The organism is Dehalococcoidia bacterium (assembly GCA_022449765.1).
GTDB lineage: Bacteria > Chloroflexota > Dehalococcoidia > Lucifugimonadales > Australimonadaceae > UBA2963.
In genome coordinates this window covers 1-19,067 of sequence record JAKUPZ010000019.1, presented here as the reverse complement: position 1 = coordinate 19,067, position 19,067 = coordinate 1, and the positions used below count along the sequence as shown (strand labels likewise).

Sequence of the window (19,067 nt, the reverse complement as noted above, 5' to 3'; positions counted from 1 at the left end):
AGTAGGCAAGCGAGTAACGGAACCCCGAAAACGTAAGAACTAATATCGCGCTCTCTCAAATTTGCATTACTCATTACTCTGCGTGGTTTTTCATGGTATATTCGGCATGTTACTAAATCTTTCCTAGGGAGGGGGCAAGTGCCGGTAATCGATAGTGATGCTCATGTTGTAGAGACTGAACGAACATGGGAATTCATAGATGGTAACGATATTCGTTTCAAGCCAGTACTTGCTTCGGCTCGGAGCGAACCTAACAACTATCGATGGCTAGTGGATGATAAGTTGCGCCGCAGGGCGATGCTTAGCGACATCGATCATTTACGCCCCGTTGACCGTAATACACAAACCCCAGAAGACGCTCGAGAAATGTCTGACATTCAGTCTCGATTAAACCATATGGACCAATTAGGTATAGATGTGCAAGTTTTGCACAACACGCTTTTTATTGAGCAGGTTGCAGATCGCATTGAAGTTGATGTTGCAGTTTGCAAGGCTTGGAATAGATGGTTAGCTGATATTTGGAGCAAAGGGAACGGTCGCTTCAGATGGTCATGTGTCCTTCCATTGACAAGTATTAATGACGCGCTAGATCAAATGAGATTTGCTAAGGATAATGGCGCAGTCGCAGTCTGCATGCGCCCTATAGAGTCGACACGTACTTTGCCTGATATTTATTTTTACCCAATATATGAAGAAGCGGAACGATTAAATATGGCAATAGCAGTTCACATCGCTAACGGGAACTCGGCAGTTTGCGACGTGTTACGTTCGCCGTACGACCCAGGTGCTTCATTTGGAATGTTTCGAGCTATGACTGCAGTCTCATGCCATTCATATATGGTTAGCGAACTTCCCCAAAAATTCCCTCTACTGAGATGGGGCTTCATTGAAGCGAGCGCTCAATGGGGTCCATGGGTCGCCCATGAAGCTAGGCGCAGGTACGAAGCATCAGGCAAAGTTTTTCCTGACAATCCTTTTGCGGAATTCCGGGTATACGTTACATGCCAAAATGACGATGATCTTGATTATATTGTTGGGTACGTAGGCGAAGACAACCTGCTAATCGGAACTGACTACGGGCATTTTGACCCATCCAGCGAAATCGATGCTATTTCTATTCTAAAAAGCCGAACTGACTTGAGTACAAGCTTGATCAATAAGATCGTTGATTTCAATCCTAGAAACTTCTACGCGATCTGATAGGAGAGATAATAATGCTTTCTACTGAAGAAAATGAACTGCTAACGCAAGTTGGCCCTAGTACACCAGGCGGCGACCTTATGCGCAAGTACTGGCACCCCATTGCAGCTACTGAAACATTCGATTCAAAGCCAGTGCAAAAAGTCAGAATATTAGGGGAGGAACTTTCCTTATATAAAGATAGGTCGGGTAAATATGGTCTACTGGAGCTTAATTGCCCGCACAGAATGACGAGCTTGGAATACGCAATACCGGAAGAAAGCGGCTTAAGATGTGCATATCACGGGTGGCTATTTAATGAAAAAGGGCAATGCCTCGAGATGCCACTTGACCCTCCAGACAGTACTTTTCCTGAAAAAATACAAATCACAAACTATCCAGTTGAGGAAATGGGCGGCTTAATATGGGCTTACCTTGGACCTGAGCCAATGCCTCTACTGCCTCAATGGGATCTATTTGTATGGCCTGGAGGATTTAGACAAATTGTTGCGCATATACTTCCTTGTAACTGGCTACAGGTAATGGAGAACAGGGGCGATTTAGGCCATGCAGTGTACTTGCATGGTCGCCTTGCACAGTACGCGCTAGAGTTACAAGGTTTACTGACAGATGATCCGCAGGCTCGCTATAACGCGACAATGAAAGCGCAAAAAGATCGTCTAGACAAAGGCGTTTATACCAAATACAGGCCTGTGTGGAATAAATTCGGCTTTACTAAAGGTAATTTGGAATCTGACAAAAGTGAATCAGAGCCATCGTGGACAGTAGGTTCTAATTCGATATTGTTTCCATATTTGCTTTCATTTGAACCATACGCTCCTGGCACTATACGAAAGTCTTATCAAATAGGCGTTCCCTTAGATGATACGCATACTTGGCATTTACAATATTTTTATTATGACTTCCCTGACGGGGTAGACGTCCCTGAACAAGAAAGCATTCCCTATGCAGAAGTCGACTTATACTACGAAAACGGCGAACCAATTCTTGATAACGTGCTTTCACAGGACATGATCGCGTGGTGGGCACAGGGCAATATTACTGACCGAACGCGTGAACACCTTGGAGTTTCAGATGTTTGTGTGATCGCTTACAGGCGCCTGCTTAAAGAACAAATACAAGTTGTTCAGGACGGGGGTGAGCCAATGAATATATTTTGGAATAAATCTGAAGCTCATCGCCCCGAGCTCGCACTAACTCAGCCTGACGAAGTTTCTGACCGGCTATTTACTGGTAGGAGCGCTCGGCCGGCGCTTTATTATCGTTCCAACTTTCATAAGAAATCTAAAGGCGGCTGGCTATATATTGACGATGACGTTGATAGATATTGTCCGGATAGAGACACAATAGTTGATTTATATAGAAAGACCGAAAAATTGATGGGTGTTATAACTTAAATTAATGACTACTGCGCCCTTAAGCACATCACCCAATAGGTTACTAACGACTATCAGGAGTAACGCTCTACCGCTAGGCATACTTATCCTATTAACAGTAGCCATCGGGGTTCCTATGGTCGTGATGATTCTGTTTACATTCGGGGCTCCGGATTCAATCGGTGTTGGTGATGCGCTAGCTTCTTTTAATTTCAATAATTACGACAAAGTCTTCGGCGACCCTTCTACGTATAGATTACTTCTTAATACGATTGGCTACGCAGCGGGCTCAATCACTTTCGGCCTATCAATTGCCCTAGTTTTAGCATGGCTAGTAGAACGAACAGACATGCCAGGGCGAACATTGCTCTACAGCTTGATGTTTATCCCTATGGCGATCCCCCCCTTTGCGACGGCCACCGGCTGGCTTTTGCTTTTAGGCCCTAACGCTGGTGCAATCAATGTTTGGGTTCGTGATTTATTTGAGCTAACGACAATGCGAGGCCCTTTCTCTATATATTCCATTTGGGGAATGATTTTTGTGACAGGCCTTGCAGTAGCACCAACTATGTGGCTTTTACTCCTAGCAAATTTTCGAAATATGGACCCTGCGCTAGAAGAGGCAGGTTCAACTGTGGGGTTTAATCGACTTAATGTGCTTCGTAGGATCACGGTGCCTTTGATGCGCCCTGGAACAATGGGAGTGATCGCCTACTACGGGGTGGTCGCTTTGGCAATATTTGAAATCCCTCTTGCAATTGGCACTAGAGCTGGAATACCGGTGCTAAGCACCCAGTTATTTCTCTTGACCCGATCTGGTGCACTAGAGGGCGAACCTAATTATGGGATCGCAGCAACATTCGGACTAATCTCGATGGTTGCTGCAGCATTTTTTATGTATATATACCTTAGAGTATTACGAGATAGCGCGCGATTTTCTGTTGTTACGGGAAAAGGTTTTAGGCCCAAGCGTATTGGATTAAAGAAATTTAAATGGCTAGCATTGGGCATTGTTCTCTTGTATTTCCTTGCACAAGTCATTGCGCCTTTCCTTATGCTGCTCTGGAGTAGCTTCCTGCCGTACTACCGAACTCCTTCATTTGAGGCTCTAAGCTATTTCAGCTTTATTAATTATCAAGATCTATTTGAAAACCCAAGATTTAATTCAGCCGTCATCAACACAATAATAGTTGTACTTGTTTCATCTACTCTGGTTGTTGGCTTAGCTGCAGTCATCTCATGGCTTGTTGTAAGGCGGCCTTCGCCTATAACAAAATTGATTAATATTGTTGCATTTTCCCCACTTGCTTTACCTGCAACAGTTGTCTCGTTAGCGCTTTTGGTACTTTTCATACCTACGCCGCTCTATGGAAGCATAATTTTATTGATTATCGGATACACAATTGGATTATTGGCGTTTACAACACGCTTGACCAACGCTGCTCAAATACAGCTAGATAAAAGTCTTGAAGAAGCTGCAATGACTAGCGGTTTGAGCCCTGTAAATACGTTTTTCCGTATCACTATAGTGCTTATGTTACCGGCGCTTTTAAATGGATGGATGTGGGCAGCAGTTCATATAGTAAGAAACTTCACTTTGCCGTTGTTTTTAGCAGGATTTAGTAGCCCTATGATGGCAAATATAATTTTCCAGAGATTCGAAAATGGTGGTCCAGAGGCCGGTGCTGCTCCAATTGTCTTATTAGTTATTGCTGTAATGATCATGGCCTTTGCTTCTAGGCGTTTATTTCAAAATGACAACGCCGGAGCAAATTGAATATTTTTATGGAAGGAGGATTCGGACTGGAAGGATTCGATAATTTTTTTAAGGAGATTGAACATGAAAACTAAAATGTTGTTCATACTAGCGACCCTTAGTTTAGGATTGCTTATTGTCAGTTGCGGGAGTGACCCCACTCCAACGCCCGAGCCCAAGCCCGTAGCTACGGCCACGCCTACGCCCGGGAAATTTGATGGATTGCCTGCAGGATTGCGTGCAATCATTGAAGAAGCTAAATCAGAAGGGAAAGTGAATGTACGAACAAGCGGCTTTCCAAAAGAGCAAATTGAACTTCTTCAGAATGGCTTTCAGGAAAAATTTGGCTTTCCCGTCACCATAGAGCATTTTGCTCAGCATCCTAAGGAATACGTTACTGTTCTAGCTCAAGAAGCTGAAGCCGGCAAAATTAGCTCAGACATCGCCAAAGGCGGTAGCTCTCCCAATATGCTTCCGACCATTGGTAAAGGTGGTATGCAAGATGTTGATTGGCTAGGAACCTTTGGGCCTTTGTTTGAAGGCTCCTCACTTGAGCAGCTGAAGACAATCCATGGCGCAACTGAGAAGGAAATTGTTGGTCATTGTCTGGCTGACACAAGCTCAGTCTACGGGTTTGCTTATAACACCGAACGCCTGAAAAAATCTGAAATACCCACGACATGGGATGGACTTTGGGACCCCAAAGTCAAAGGTCTTGTTGGTATGATGAGCGGCGGATTCCCACTCGGTACGGTGGGTATCAATTGGGGTGAAGAGAAGATCCTTGATTACGCAGAGAAAACTAAAGCTAACGAGATAGTTGTAGTTTCGGGTGGTTCGGTAGGAGTCGTAAAGAGCGTAATTTCTGGTGAAACTCCTATTGGTATTGCTAGCGTAGGTACGGCTCTTCAGAATAAGTCCAAGGGTGCACCCATTGACGTTGTAATTCCTTCAGACTTGATACCCTACTTCCAGGTCAACATATGCGCGCTTAAAGGTGCAAACCAAAGCATGGCGCAATTATTTGCTGCTTGGTACGTTGCCGAAGGACGTAATTTGGTTGCAATCGCACCTCATTATCAATTCCATGTAACAGACAAGACTGGTGCCTTAGGAGAAATCTTAAAAGCTCAAGGAGTAGAGAATGCACCTACTCAAACTTGGGCAGGTGCGGAACAAGGTAAAATGCGTACTGATCTACGTGGCAAAGTAATGAAAATTTGGACTGGTGCGTAAAACTAACTTTTAGAAAGCTTGAGGTTACAGAGCATGTTAAATATTTCGGATTTAAAACTTTCCTATCACTCCTCTAGTTTAGGCTCTGTTCAAGCTGTAAAGGGTGTTTCTTTTGAGATTGGCCAAGGAGAGTTTTACACTCTCCTTGGCCCGTCCGGCTGTGGTAAGACAAGTACACTCAGAAGCGTCGCCGGCCTTGAGACACCAGATCAAGGAGAAATCATTGTAGGTGACACATTAGTATTCTCAGGTACAAGAAACATTTCAGTCCCCACATATAAAAGAGATTGCGCTATGGTGTTTCAGTCTTATGCAATTTGGCCACATATGACCGTACTGGAAAACGTTGCTGTACCATTACGAAAAGGGCGACCGGGCTTGGGTAAGACAGAAGCTGTAACTAAAGCAAAGGACGCTTTAGATATGGTTCGGCTTGGCGATTACGCCAATCGACCAGCTCCTTATCTAAGTGGTGGCCAACAACAGCGAGTCGCGCTTGCTAGAGCACTAGCTCTTGAGCCCACTCTCCTTCTTTTAGACGAGCCTCTGAGTAACCTAGATGCGAAGTTACGAGAAGAAACAAGGAGAGAATTGAAATCATTAGTTAGTCGCCTCAATATCACAAGCCTATATGTAACACACGACCAAATTGAGGCACTTGCGCTGTCAGACAGGATTGCTGTAATGCAGGACGGAGTGATTGTGCAAGAAGGGACACCTTCTGATGTATATGCTTATCCCAATTCAGGATACGTTGCAGATTTTCTTGGAAATGCGAATGAAATTGATGTCATTGTGACTAGTTTCCAAGACACTGAGAAAACACTTGCAGTTGCTACACTCCCTGATGGTTCTAGTGTGATATGTGCGTCCAAGGGAATAAAAGAAAATCAGAAATACAACTTGATTCTTCGTCCGGAGCATATGGAAATATCAACTCGAACTAAAAAAACTGAGAATTCTTTACCAGCAACAGTAACTAATGCTACGTTTCTAGGTGAAATGACTGAATATGAACTAGAAATGGGTGGCTCAAATGTGATTGCAAAGCGCTTGGGAAGCCCAATTGCTGCAAACGGAAGCAAAATAGCAATTACAATTGATCCTAGGTACTGTCTTTTACTTCCTCGCGATAAACGCTAGGTTCCAAAATTAGGTAGGAGGATGAAATGCTAAGCATTGAGGATAATAAATTAATGACTGAAACAGATGCAGGAGCTCCAATGGGAGAGCTTTTTAGGCGGTTTTGGTTACCTGCACTTATGGCTGAAGAACTACCCTCTCCTGATTGCACTCCAGTACGTTTAACTATTTTGGGAGAACGCCTAATTGCGTTTAAAGATTCATCAGGAAGAATTGGTTTCCTTGACCAACGTTGCCCTCATCGCCTTTCAAGCCTTTTTTACGGTCGTAATGAAAACGATGGCCTTCGCTGTGTGTACCATGGATGGAAATTCGATGTAGATGGTAACTGCATTGACATTCCTAATTCACCTGAAGGTGATACATACAAAGACAAAGTACAGGCATTTTCGGCCTACCCCGCAATTGAGCGTGGAGGATTGATATGGATTTACATGGGACCGAAAAGCTCAAACCCTGCCTTCCCGGAAATGGAATGGGCTAGAGTTCCAGATTCCCATAGGTACATCTCAAAAATGTTTATCGATGGTAACTATTTGCAAACAGCTGAAGGCGATATTGATTCAAGCCATGTAGGCTTTTTGCATAGTAGGCTTAATACCGCGACAATCGGCTCAAATTCAATTCAGCTTGGAGGAGTACCCCGGCCGCAATTGACTGAGGACAGAGCCCCGACCTGGACTATAACTGACACAGAGTACGGGGTTATGTTGGCTGCACACCGCGATACTAGTGAAGGGGAAAATTATTGGAGGGTAAATCAATGGCTTATGCCGTCATACACAATGATTGCAAGCCAAGTTGGCCAAACTTTGCAATGTAACGTCCGTGTGCCAATGGATGATGAGCACACTCTCTATTTTAGAATCAAATGGCACCCGGATAGGCCTTTAACTGATACAGAGGTAAATGAGTATGAAAATGGAGGCGTGATTTTCCCTGAACTTATCCCGGGCACTTACGTACCTAAAGAAAATGCATCCAACGATTACCTCATAGATAGGGCCGCGCAGAAAATGGCGACTTTCACTGGAATCAAATCTATACCTGCTCAAGATTTCGCAGTTCAATCTGATATGGGTGGACCAATAATGGATCGCTCCCAAGAGCATCTTGTAAGCTCTGACCAAGCAATAATACGGGTTAGGAAACGATTACTTGATGCAGCTAGAGAATTGCAAGAAGGTAACGAGCCTCAAGAGGCTATGAATGGCGAGGCCTACAGAGTCAGGTCGTTGGATATTGTATTACCAGCCAAAACAACCTTTGAAGCAGGTGCTACTGAGCATCTTGCCTCAAAAGTCTAATTAAAATTCTAAGGATCTTCCATGAAGTATAGTGACCTTGGGAAGACTGGTCTTTCGCTTTCTGTAATTGCATTTGGTTGCGGGCCTACAGGCGGAGGAGTACTTGCAGGCACACCATTAGAACAAGAGCTACTCGTTGGGCATGCCATTGACGCCGGTATCAATATATTTGATACCGCTGCTATATATGGTCAAGGAAAATCTGAAGAAAACCTAGGTCGAGCTCTTAATCAACTCAAAGCAAGTCCAATAATTGCCTCAAAGGTCGCGCTTGAACTTCCTGATTTAAATAACATAAAACAGTCAGTTATATCCTCCGTTGAAGCCAGCTTAAAAAGATTGCAAACCGATTCAATAGATTTGATTCAGTTACATAACCGCATCGGTCTTGAGCGATCCGAAAAAGGGAATATAGGAGTCGGTGCCCAATTAACCGCAGAAGACGTTTTAGGTCCTAATGGTGTGATTGAAGCGTTCACAGTTTTACGTGAGCAAGGGAAAATTAAATTCACCGGATTTACTGGCTTTGGAGGGATTGCCTCTGAAGTTTTTCAACTTATTGATTCTAATAAATTTGATACGATCAATGTCCTTTTTAACCTCCTGAACAGGAGCGCGATTACCGCACCTCCAGCGCCGCACTGCGCTGATGACACTGAAAATAATGACTTTCATGGAGTAGGTTCCCGAGCATTTAACAACGGAATGGGCGTACTTGCGATACGTGTTCTAGCCGCAGGGAATCTGATTAATTTTACGGAAACGAAAGGTAATGAACTCACCAAATTCAAAAAATTAAAACTACGGGAACGTGTAAAACGTATGGGACCTGATATGGATACAGATCTGGCTATATTGTCTACTCGATTTGCTCTATCTTGCCCGGAAATCACAAGCCTTGTCATTGGCTTTAGCAATGCAGCGCAAATTAAAACTGCTATGCAATCAATCGATGATGGCAAATTAGAAGAGCAAGAATACAACGGTATTTTAATTTCAGATATCTGATATGGAGCATGCGAAATGGGAGAAGAACGCAATTTATTAACTTCAGTTAAAGGCATTAATGGCCAGGCAGACGTATACGAGGTATACACGTCTGCAACTAGCATGCCGCATTACGAGGTTAAATATCAAAACCAAGTAGTCACATTTCAGTCCGAAGGCGAAGCGTCTATGCTCGCTTCAGAATTAGTTTCCTGAACCGTTCGGACCTTGGAGGTAATATGGACTCAAAATTTTATGATGTCGTCATAATTGGCGGTGGATCATCGGGATGTACTGCGGCTGCGAGAATAAGCGAAGACCCTTCTGTAGAAGTTTTGCTACTAGAGGCAGGGCCTGACCCAGTCCCATTACCGGATATGATTGCGGATGGTACGAAGGGGAATCAGGCAATTCTAGAATCGCCATATACGATTATGTACCCAACCGAACGTAAAGCGGATGGGAGCATATATTACCCGCTGAGCGGAAGAATTATGGGAGGCGGTTCCTCAGTTAATATGATGGCTGTTGTCCATCCGACAGAGCATGACTTTCACACATGGGAAAGCCTTGGAAACTCGGGCTGGTCATACGAAGACTGCCTGCCATTTTTAAAACGTATTGAAACTGACACCGATTTTCCTGATCGCTTCAACCACGGCCATGATGGCCCTATCACTGTTACTCGCCGTATGGACTTACGCAATTTACCCGAGGGCATAGTTAAAGATTTTGTGACTCGCTCAATTGCTGCAGGCTTAGCATTAGGAGACGATTGGAATACACCTAATCCACAGGGAGTTTTACCAGCAGCGTCGAACGTGAAGAACGGATTGAGGCAGTCCACCTCGGTAGCATACCTTCAAAATGCAAGGAGCCGCCCTAATCTAACAATTATCTCTGATGCTTTAGTGCATGAGCTTGTCTTGGCAAACAATCATGTAAATGGAGTTCGCTACATTAAAGACAGCATAGCGTGTGAAATATCAGCCGATAAAATTGTACTTACGGCTGGCGTTTACCATAGCCCTCAAATACTGGAACTTTCAGGTATCGGTGATCCATATAACTTAAGGAGACTCGGTATCGATACTAAGCATGAGCTAATTGGCGTTGGAGCAAATTATCAGGACCATGCTTCGGTTACTGTTACATATGAGTGTGCAGAAGGATTCAATCCGGAATGGCTAGTCCCTGGCTTCCGGCTTACATATAAGTCTGACAGCAGTTTGGTCAATGATGATTTTCATATATTCTTACGAGCCCCAATAAATGTTTCAGGCTTAAAGCCTATGCTTCCGATAACATCAAACCTTATCGAACAACGCACTCGAGGTTCCGTTCACATTGTGAGCAGGGATCCTGCTGTGCTCCCAGTCATCGATGATGCTTTGCTACAAGACTCTAAAGATATTAAGGCTATGGCTAAATCCTTACAATTCATTGATAACCTGGTTACGCATGAATCGATGGCTCATTACTTCAGCAGAAGGATTCAACCAGACCAGAGTGAGAATATTGAGGAGTTCATTACAACAACATATGACTGCTATCACCATGGAGTAGGAACTTGCATGATGGGACCAACAAATAACAGTATGTCTGTTGTTGATCATCAGCTAAAGGTTCATGGCATAGATAATTTATATATTGCGGACGCCTCAGTTATCCCTACAATTCCGCATGCAAATACTAATATGGCAGCGATATTGATGGGTGAACGAGTAGCTCATTTCGTAACCAATAGCTAATCAAAGCCATAGAATCTTTGAGTATTGTCATGTAGTACAGCTTGCTTCTGGGCATCAGATAACGAAGTGGATTCTACCGTCTCTTCAATTTCATGCATTGCACCTGCCAAATCAACTTCGTGCGGGTAATCTGATGAATAAGCAAACGGTTCAATGCCTATCCTTGATGCAACATAGCTTAAGCTAGCATCATTTCCTTCACAGCCAATTTGGACATTACCGTTAGTTAAATAATAATCAAAAGGCTTGCTAGCTACTTTCCCAAAAAATTCATCATCTCTTATCGCACGATCAAGAATTGGCACCAGCCAACCTGGCCCACCCTCAAGGAATGACACTTTAAGATCTGGGTATTTGTCGAAAACTTCCTGATATACAAAAGAAACTAACGCGTACATTAAAGGAACTGGATGATGCAATATATGAGAGCCTATGAAATCCGTAAAATCATCTATACCAATGCCTCGGTTCGAACCTCCATGTATTGCTAGCACGCAACCCAAACCCGCGGCCTCCTCATAAACAGGATGGTAATATTCATGGGCCAATCCAAGAGGCAATCCTGTCGAGGGAAGCATTGCACCAGGTAGACCTAAGTCAATCACTATTCTACGTAATTCTTTTGCAGCTTCCTTCGGGCTTTGCAAAGGAATTAATCCCATTGGGTGAATTCTCTTGTCTACGTTTCTGTAACGGTCAAACACATAGTCGTTGTATGCATGGCAAAGGCGAGTGGCATACTCTGGTGTCTGTATGAAACCCACTGCTAATCCTTTTGTGGGAAAAATCACGGTTTGTTCTATATTAGTTTTATCGAGAAAAACAGACCAATCTTCACCAGAGCCGGTTCGTTCATCACTTGCCGTATGCCTTGGTCCTCCAAATGAGCCGCCTTTTCCTTTGAAGTAATTGTGAATGCCGTCCAACGTTGGAAACGGTCCGTCTTGAGCTGGAATTTGGCCTGTCGCTACACGTTTAATAGAGTCGTCAACATATTTGCTTAGTTCCTCGTTAGATTCAATTAGATGGCCGTCGCTGTCCATAATCCGCAATGTTGATTCAGGCATTTTTACTCCTATGTGCAAATTCGACGCTTTGCAAGCAGAATATACCGAAATACTAACAATTGCATCAAAATTCGACTAAAAACTTGACATATCCTTTTCAGAAATATATAGGTAGCGTACTTGAGGTGCAGAATGGCAAATCTCGAAATTGTTATAGACGGTGATGGGCATATTTTTGAAGATGCGGAAGGTATTCGACGCCATTTAAAAAGCCCGATGAAAGACGCCAACATTACGAAACTAATGGGTGTCTTTCCGCAGCTTGATCATCTGCATCATTCAGTAGTGCAAAACCCCGAAGACGCTTTCGGAGTAAGTAACGGTGTATTCAAAGACCCCGGCGTAACGGGCTGGGGCGATTTTATGAATAAAGCCGCAATTGAGTCTGCGGTTTTATATCCAACTGCAGGGCTTTCGTATGGCAAAATTATCGATCTTGATTTTGCCATTGGTGCATGTCAAGCATATAACGACTGGATCACAGAAGCTTACACAGAAAAAGACAATAGATTGCACCCGGTAGCATTAATTCCGATGCAGGAACCTGACGCTGCTGTCGAAGAATTGCGTCGAGTCAAGAACCAATTAGGTATGTGTGCTGCAATGCTGCCTTCTACAGGACTTTCTAACCACCTGGGTGCAAAAATGTACTGGCCGATATACGAGGAAGCAGAGCGCCTTGGTATCCCATTAGCCGTTCATGGTGGAGCGCATCATGACCTAGGAATGAACACGATGAACGTGTTTGCCGCAACGCATGCTATTGGGCATCCAATGGGAATCATGATCGGGCTTGCGGGAATGCTATTTAACGGTGTTTTTGATCGATTTCCTAATCTGAGAGTCGGGTTCCTTGAAGGTGGAGTTGCATGGTTTTTAATGGCGCTTGAACGATTTTCAGGTTCCTATCATGCATTCACTCCCTTCGATCCTAGAGACCAATTATTAAAACTGCCAGAGAACCAGACAGTAGCAGATTATTTGATCAGCCTTTGCAAGCAAGGAAGAGTAAAAATAGGGGTAGAGGGCGATGAGCAGTCATTAGCATATGCAGTGCATCTGGTTGGTCAGGAGGCCTTTATTTTCTCATCTGATTTTCCTCATGAGGTCAACCTAGGCAGCATACGCCATGAGATAGAAGAATTAATTGAGATTGAGGAATTAACAGCAGAGCAAAAAGAAGCAATTTTATGGAAAAACTCATTAGAGTTCTATGGATTGCAGTCAAGTATGAACGGTAAGTAAAATTTTTGGGAGGAATGATGCGTTTAGTTAAGTATCTTGGTTTGGTTGGAATCCTAGCATCGCTAGGTTTGTTCGCTGGTGCTTGCAGCAGTGAAGATTCTGGTCCTGTAGAACTACAGATGATCGATGCGTTTCCTACGGTATTAGACATATCACAGGGAACATTGTTTTTTATCGATGAAGTAGCTCGTATTTCTGGGGGCGGCGTAACAGTAAATCGAGTTGGTGGCTCAGAAGTTACACACTCACTAGAGCAATTTGCCCCAACACGTGATGGCGTGTATGACATGATTGCTACGGTAGGTGCGTACCATACAGATCACACAAAACTTGGTCTTGGTGAAAACGTGGCCGCTAACTATACGCGGATTGCAGATAACTATGGAGTCAGAGTCCAATGTGGTCTTTACGATGCCTTGGAAGCTGTTTATAAGCCATTAGGGATGCAATTTGTCGGTTCTTTAGCTGGTGGATGGGGCGCACGGCTCTGGACAGTCGACCCTATACGGACGCTTGATGACATGAATGGAAAGCACCTAAGGGCTGCAACCATTTACCAACCTTTCTTGCATGCATACGGCGCGTCCACAACGCCTTTGCAATTTTCTGAGATTTACCCTGCCCTCGAAAAAGGCGTAATTAAAGGCCTTTACTGGGGTGGAGCAGGAGCTTTATCTGGTAAGTGGGATGAAGTAATTAAATACCAATACCCAGATTCCTTGGCTGGTGGTGGTGGTGTTGCCATTTTAGTCAACCAGGCTAAATGGGACTCTATGTCTGAATCTCAGCAAAAAGCTGTACGCGATGCAGTCAAATCTGCAGCGGTATTCCAGACAGAGAACATGAACGCAGTGGAAGCTAAAGAAGTAGCGACACTTGCTGAACGAGGAATTGAGACAATTAACTGGGATGCTTCGATGAAGAAAACATGGAGCGATGACCATTACAATAAAATCATTGCTGACTACATTGTTGCACCAAATCCTACTCTCGGTGAACCTCTCGCAAAAGCTATACGATGTGTAAACGACATCGTATTACCGGACCGCAACTAAAAATTTACAACTAGCGGGCCTTTCTAGAAGGCCCGCTAGTTGTAGTAAGCCTTATGAAATGAGCTAGTTGGACTTTATGCTTTCAAGGACACTCAATAAAATTAGTCGCACTATTTTTGACATTAGCGATGCACAGCGGAAACAGCGATCCAAAAACCCTATACCTTCACAAATATTTGATTTTTTGATTGATCTATCAGCGTTCTGCGCGGCCTTATTGGTTCTCGGAATGGCAGTTACTATTGGGTTAAATGTTCTTCTTAGGAAAGTCTTTTTAGCCCCGATTGAATGGGCCTTGCCCATGACTGAATTTAGCTTGCTCTATATTACTTTTTTGGCTGCGCCGGTCGTCCTGAGGCGAGAGGGCCATGTTCGAATGAGCGCCATTACTGAGCAATTAGGTCATGAATGGAAGGTTCGCCTATACATTTTAGGTTCTTCTATAGGCTTTTTGGTTTGCGCGATTTTAGTATGGCAATCTGCAAGTGCGACGTGGAAGGAAATTCAGTCAGGTGCGGTTCTATTACAGGGAATTGAAGTCCGCAGAGCACTCGTCACTTGGATTATCCCGTACGGATTTGGATTGCTTGGAATACAGTTCTTCAGAATGGGTTATAACGTCTACCGAACCAAAATCCTCGGCAACGAACCTAGGGAGACAGTAGGCTAATAATGGAAATCCTTGGACTAGATTTACCCTGGTGGCTAACGCTAATCACCTTTTTTGGCTTGTTACTTGCACTTATGTCTACAGGCATGCCTGTAGCAATAGCATTTGCACTGCTTAATATTGCCGGGTTAATTATGGTTAAAGGTAGCATGGGTTTACTGCTACTGCCTGGTAGCGTTTATAGATCTGTAGCTACATTCAATTTACTTGCTATTCCAATGTTCTTCTTGCTAGGTGAAGTTTTATTCCAATCTAGGGTTATAGGTTTGACGATAGATGTGATGGACCGGTGGATTGGCAAAGTACGCGCAAGGTTACTCTTTATTTCCTTAGGAGCCGGAACTGCACTTGCCACATTGAGCGGTGCGGGAATGGCTGATACCGCTCTTTTAGGGACGACCCTACACCCAGAAATGGAAAAGCGTGGCTATGAGAGGCGTATCTCTTTGGGAACATTGATGTCCTCTGGTTTATTGGCAGCTATCATTCCTCCAAGTGCACTAGCAGTTCTTGTTGGAAGCTTTGCTGAGGTATCGATTGCACGTTTATTGATAGCCGGTATCCTCCCAGGTTTGATGATGGCTACCGTGTACGGTATTTACATATATGTACGAGTAAAAATTAATCCAAGCCTTGCCCCTCCTTATGTAGGCGAAGGCGTAGGATGGGGTTCCAGATTGGGAGGGCTCGCACTTCTAAGCCCTCTCGGAATTATCGTGATAATGGTAATGGGCTTCATCATTTTTGGGGTAACTACACCGAGCGAAGCTGCAGCAACTGGTGCTATCGGCGCGTTTATAGTAGTGGCTTTGTACCGGTTAATACGTGCAAGCATCAAATCCAAAAGCCTTGAAGGTGTTCGGTTTGATTACCAAGTGGTAAAAGATGCACTTTATGGCACAGTTTATATAGGTGGGATGATTTTCTTGATCATTACCGGAGCTGTTGCTTTGGGACAGCTGCTTGCGTTGACAGGAGCTACTAGGGACTTCCTCGATTTCATTGTCGGTCTTGCAGTTCCAACTGTCGTGCTAGTTATTATTGTCCATCTAGCTGTATTGCTACTTGGCTTTTTCATTGACCAACTGTCGATTATGCTGGTCGCAATTCCTGTTCTTGTTCCAATAGTTGAGGGACTTGGAATAGACCCAGTTTGGTTCTGGGTTCTCTTCTTAATGAATATCTCGGTTGGTGCAATAACCCCACCATTTGGGATGATGCTATTCGCGTTGAAGGGCGTAGTACCACAGGCCTCAATGACAGATCTCTATCGGGCAAGCATACCATTCGTCATACTTGATATGATTGCCATTGGATTGGTTATAGCATTTCCTCCTATTGCTACCTGGCTACCAGGGCTGATTAATTAGGTATGACTGAGGGATTATTTGGCGCTCTGATAGCCCTTTTAGTTCCAGTATGCTTCGGTACAGGTATGGTAGTTGTGAGAATAGGGCTTCAGCATATGCCGCCGAATACCGGCAATTTCCTTTCTCTTGTGAGTGGCTGGCTAGTTGTCACATTACTTGCCGTTGCGATCTATCCATCACAGATGCTTGATATGAAATGGATCGCGCTTTTTGGCTTCGCGTTAATCGGGTTTATTAATTTCCCCGTTGGAAGATTTTTTAATTTTGTGAGCATCAAACAATTAGGTGTATTAAAAGCGGCTCCAATACTAGCGGCTGCCCCTGTTGTTTCCACTGCCGAAGGTATTTTTTTTCTGAACGAAAATGCCAATGGAGTCATATTAATTGGTACTTTGATATCAATAGCAGGAGTTGTAGTAGTCATTAGAGGAGATACGCGAACTACAGAACCTCCCACAATTGATATCGTGAATGAAGGGACGAGCAGTAATTTTATAAAGCGTCACCCAATTTTGATTGGGTATTTAGCCGCACTCGGTGCATGCCTTGCATATGGAACTATCCCGCCACTTGGAAGGGTAGCTGTCGCTGAACTAGCAGAGCCTATTGTTACCGCGTCCTATACATTGCTTTTTGGTTCTATATTCATGGGTTTGCTAGCATCAAAAAATATACCTCGAGACCTTAAGTCTGCACCGCTTTTTTCATCCGGATTGGTAGCTTTAAGCGGGATTTTAATGGGTGTGGGCGTTTCCATTTTGTACTTCGCGTTGAGCAAAGCTCCTGTAGTGGTAGTATCACCAGTCTTTGGACTGAACGTATTTGTCTCAATGATCATAGTGCGATTGTTTTTACAAAAACTTGAAAAAGTTAATGCACAGTTGGTATTGGGTTCATTATTAGTCGTCGGAGGTGTAGCCGCAGTGATTGTAGGCTCACAAATATAATTTAATCGGATTGATCGATTGGAGGTTCTATGACAATGAACGTAGTAGGTAAGAAAACTCCTAGAATTGAAGGACCAGAAAAGACTAACGGCTCTCTAGAATACGCAGCTGATCTTAAGCAAAGCAGTTATTTATGGGGGAAAACACTGCGAAGCCCATACCCTCATGCTCGCATAATATCTATAGATACCTCCCAAGCTTCTAAATTAGAAGGCGTTAAGGTTATTCTCACGGGAAAAGACCATCCGCATCTCATGGGTCGGATGATGCGAGATTTACCTGTTTTGGCTATCGACAAAGTTCGATTCATAGGGGAAAGAGTCGTCGCGGTAGCTGCTGATTCATTAGATACAGTTAATCAAGCCTTAGAGCTTATACATGTTCAATATGAGGAACTCGAACCAGTCTACACAGTCGACGCTGCATTGCGGCATAACGCGCCATTGATTCATGAATCTCCTCAATCTTACCCAGGGGCTTTCAGCCACCCTGATCAACCTGAATTACCTAATCTTTGTTCGTATGGTCGATGGACACACGGGGATGTAGACAAAGAGTTAAGGGTTTCTGATCGTGTCATTTCCAATACGTTTTATACACAAAAAGAGCACCACGGATATATGGAAACACACGCTTGCATGGTAGATGTTGGTACCGACGGAATTACCAATGTATGGGCCTCAAATAAATCTCCACACTTGCTCCGCATGCAACTTGCGGCAACTTTTGAAATAGAGCCTACCTCCGTAAGGGTTCATCCAATGCCTGTGGGAGGCGATTTTGGAGGCAAAGGATCTCCAATGGATGTACCTGTTGCGTATCTTCTTTCTAAGCATGCTGGTAAGCCAGTAAAAATTGTAATGACTTACCAAGAAGAACTTCTTGCTGCTAATAGTCGCCATCCATCTAAAATAACAGTGTCCACTGGTGTGACATCGCAAGGGAATTTGACAAGCCTGCAAGTGGATGCCGTTTTCGATGGTGGCGCTTATGGTGCGTTTAAACCTGCGCCTAATATAAATCTACATGGCTTAGAACAGGCTGGCAGCTGCTATCGATTCACTGCATTAGATGTCACAAGCCATATCGCCTACACAAATACTTTACCTTCTGGGCATATGCGTTCACCCGGAGGTCCACAGATAAATTTTGCTATTGAATCGCATTTGAATATTGTGGCGAGCGAGCTGGGCATAGATGCATATGAGTTCCGTAGGAAAAATTTATTACGGCAAGGTGACCTTGCTCCAAATGAAGAAAAATGGGGGACTATAAAAGCTATAGAGGTGCTTGATGCAGCTGCTGAAAAAATTGGATGGGGAACTCCGAAAGGATCTCATGTAGGCAGAGGGATAGCGATGTACGAGCGTGGGCCAATAGGAGGAGACTCTAGTTGCCAAATAGTAGTACACACCAATGGAAACATCACTTTATTTGTGCCCGTGGCAGATCCTGGACAGGGCGCATACACTGCAATGCAGCAAATTATTGCCGAAAATCTTTCTATTTCACCAAATCGGATACAAGTTAAAGCAGCACCAACAGACCAATTACCATTCGATCTGGGGGTTTCTGGTAGTAGAGTGACCTTCGCGCTCGGTGCCACGGTTATGGAAGGGTTAAAAACAATAAAGAATCATCTTTTAGAACTCACTGGAAGTGAAGACTTCGATCAAGGTTATAGCGCGCTGTGCGACCATTTTCAAGGAGACGCGATAATTGATGCTTACAAATCTGTACCTATTTTCCCTGACCCTCCTAGCACCGAATTTACTGCTCAGGCAGCAGAAGTTGAAGTCGATGTAGAACCAGGGCTGGTCCGAGTGACAAAGTTCATAAGGGCCCACGACGTTGGGACAATAATTAATCCTGAGGGACATCGTGGTCAAATTTTAGGAGGCGCTATTCAAGGGATTGGTATGGCCTTAGTAGAAGAGCATTTGATTCAAGACGGAAA

General features: G+C 44.0%; 16 protein-coding genes. 15 read left to right on the top strand and 1 reads right to left on the bottom strand.

From position 1 onward, the window contains the following. The first annotated feature begins 138 nt into the window (after positions 1–138). The 9 genes from MK127_07755 to MK127_07715 all read left to right on the top strand — a co-directional run bounded on the left by MK127_07755 (position 139) and on the right by MK127_07715 (position 10,756). Positions 139–1,200, top strand: a complete 1,062-nt coding sequence (locus MK127_07755) for an amidohydrolase (GenBank protein ID MCH2532686.1) — start codon at positions 139–141, stop codon at positions 1,198–1,200. A gap of 14 nt (positions 1,201–1,214) precedes the next feature. Continuing rightward, positions 1,215–2,597: a Rieske 2Fe-2S domain-containing protein gene (locus tag MK127_07750; protein MCH2532685.1), complete on the top strand. Its 1,383-nt coding sequence runs from the start codon at positions 1,215–1,217 to the stop codon at positions 2,595–2,597. Positions 2,598–2,601: 4 nt separating this feature from the next. Further along, on the top strand, positions 2,602–4,353 hold the full coding sequence (locus MK127_07745; protein ID MCH2532684.1) for an iron ABC transporter permease: 1,752 nt from the start codon (positions 2,602–2,604) through the stop codon (positions 4,351–4,353). A gap of 63 nt (positions 4,354–4,416) precedes the next feature. Next, a complete protein-coding gene (locus MK127_07740; GenBank protein MCH2532683.1) occupies positions 4,417–5,568 on the top strand; it encodes an extracellular solute-binding protein in 1,152 nt (383 codons plus the stop codon). A gap of 33 nt (positions 5,569–5,601) precedes the next feature. Continuing rightward, positions 5,602–6,711, top strand: a complete 1,110-nt coding sequence (locus MK127_07735) for an ABC transporter ATP-binding protein (protein ID MCH2532682.1) — start codon at positions 5,602–5,604, stop codon at positions 6,709–6,711. A 26-nt stretch (positions 6,712–6,737) separates the two neighbouring features. Beyond that, positions 6,738–8,018 carry a Rieske 2Fe-2S domain-containing protein gene (locus MK127_07730; protein MCH2532681.1) on the top strand — a complete coding sequence of 427 codons (1,281 nt, stop codon included), beginning with the start codon at positions 6,738–6,740 and terminating at the stop codon, positions 8,016–8,018. Between the two features lie 21 nt (positions 8,019–8,039). Beyond that, positions 8,040–9,026 (top strand): aldo/keto reductase, encoded by a 987-nt coding sequence (locus MK127_07725; protein MCH2532680.1) that lies wholly within the window; start codon positions 8,040–8,042, stop codon positions 9,024–9,026. A 15-nt stretch (positions 9,027–9,041) separates the two neighbouring features. Continuing rightward, positions 9,042–9,221, top strand: a complete 180-nt coding sequence (locus MK127_07720) for a hypothetical protein (protein MCH2532679.1) — start codon at positions 9,042–9,044, stop codon at positions 9,219–9,221. Between the two features lie 23 nt (positions 9,222–9,244). After that, positions 9,245–10,756 carry a GMC family oxidoreductase N-terminal domain-containing protein gene (locus MK127_07715; protein MCH2532678.1) on the top strand — a complete coding sequence of 504 codons (1,512 nt, stop codon included), beginning with the start codon at positions 9,245–9,247 and terminating at the stop codon, positions 10,754–10,756. Here the strand turns inward: MK127_07715 and MK127_07710 are convergent. Then, positions 10,753–11,823 (bottom strand): amidohydrolase, encoded by a 1,071-nt coding sequence (locus MK127_07710; GenBank protein ID MCH2532677.1) that lies wholly within the window; start codon positions 11,821–11,823, stop codon positions 10,753–10,755. The two genes, MK127_07715 and MK127_07710, sit on opposite strands and share 4 nt — an antisense overlap. Positions 11,824–11,955: 132 nt before the next feature. On the opposite strand from MK127_07710, the gene MK127_07705 reads away from it, so the two are divergent. The 6 genes from MK127_07705 to MK127_07680 form a co-directional block, all read left to right on the top strand. Beyond that, the gene (locus MK127_07705; protein ID MCH2532676.1) at positions 11,956–13,068 is read left to right on the top strand and encodes an amidohydrolase; all 1,113 of its coding nucleotides are present in this window, start codon (positions 11,956–11,958) and stop codon (positions 13,066–13,068) included. Between the two features lie 17 nt (positions 13,069–13,085). Next, the gene (dctP, locus tag MK127_07700) at positions 13,086–14,123 is read left to right on the top strand and encodes a TRAP transporter substrate-binding protein DctP (protein ID MCH2532675.1); all 1,038 of its coding nucleotides are present in this window, start codon (positions 13,086–13,088) and stop codon (positions 14,121–14,123) included. Between the two features lie 76 nt (positions 14,124–14,199). Then, complete coding sequence (locus MK127_07695; GenBank protein MCH2532674.1) at positions 14,200–14,793, top strand: TRAP transporter small permease; 594 nt, start codon at positions 14,200–14,202, stop codon at positions 14,791–14,793. A 2-nt stretch (positions 14,794–14,795) separates the two neighbouring features. Further along, positions 14,796–16,163, top strand: a complete 1,368-nt coding sequence (locus tag MK127_07690; GenBank protein ID MCH2532673.1) for a TRAP transporter large permease subunit — start codon at positions 14,796–14,798, stop codon at positions 16,161–16,163. Positions 16,164–16,165: 2 nt separating this feature from the next. Continuing rightward, positions 16,166–17,110 (top strand): DMT family transporter, encoded by a 945-nt coding sequence (locus tag MK127_07685; GenBank protein MCH2532672.1) that lies wholly within the window; start codon positions 16,166–16,168, stop codon positions 17,108–17,110. Between the two features lie 29 nt (positions 17,111–17,139). Then, positions 17,140–19,067: xanthine dehydrogenase family protein molybdopterin-binding subunit (locus MK127_07680; GenBank protein MCH2532671.1), on the top strand; the 1,928-nt coding region annotated here is incomplete at its 3' end.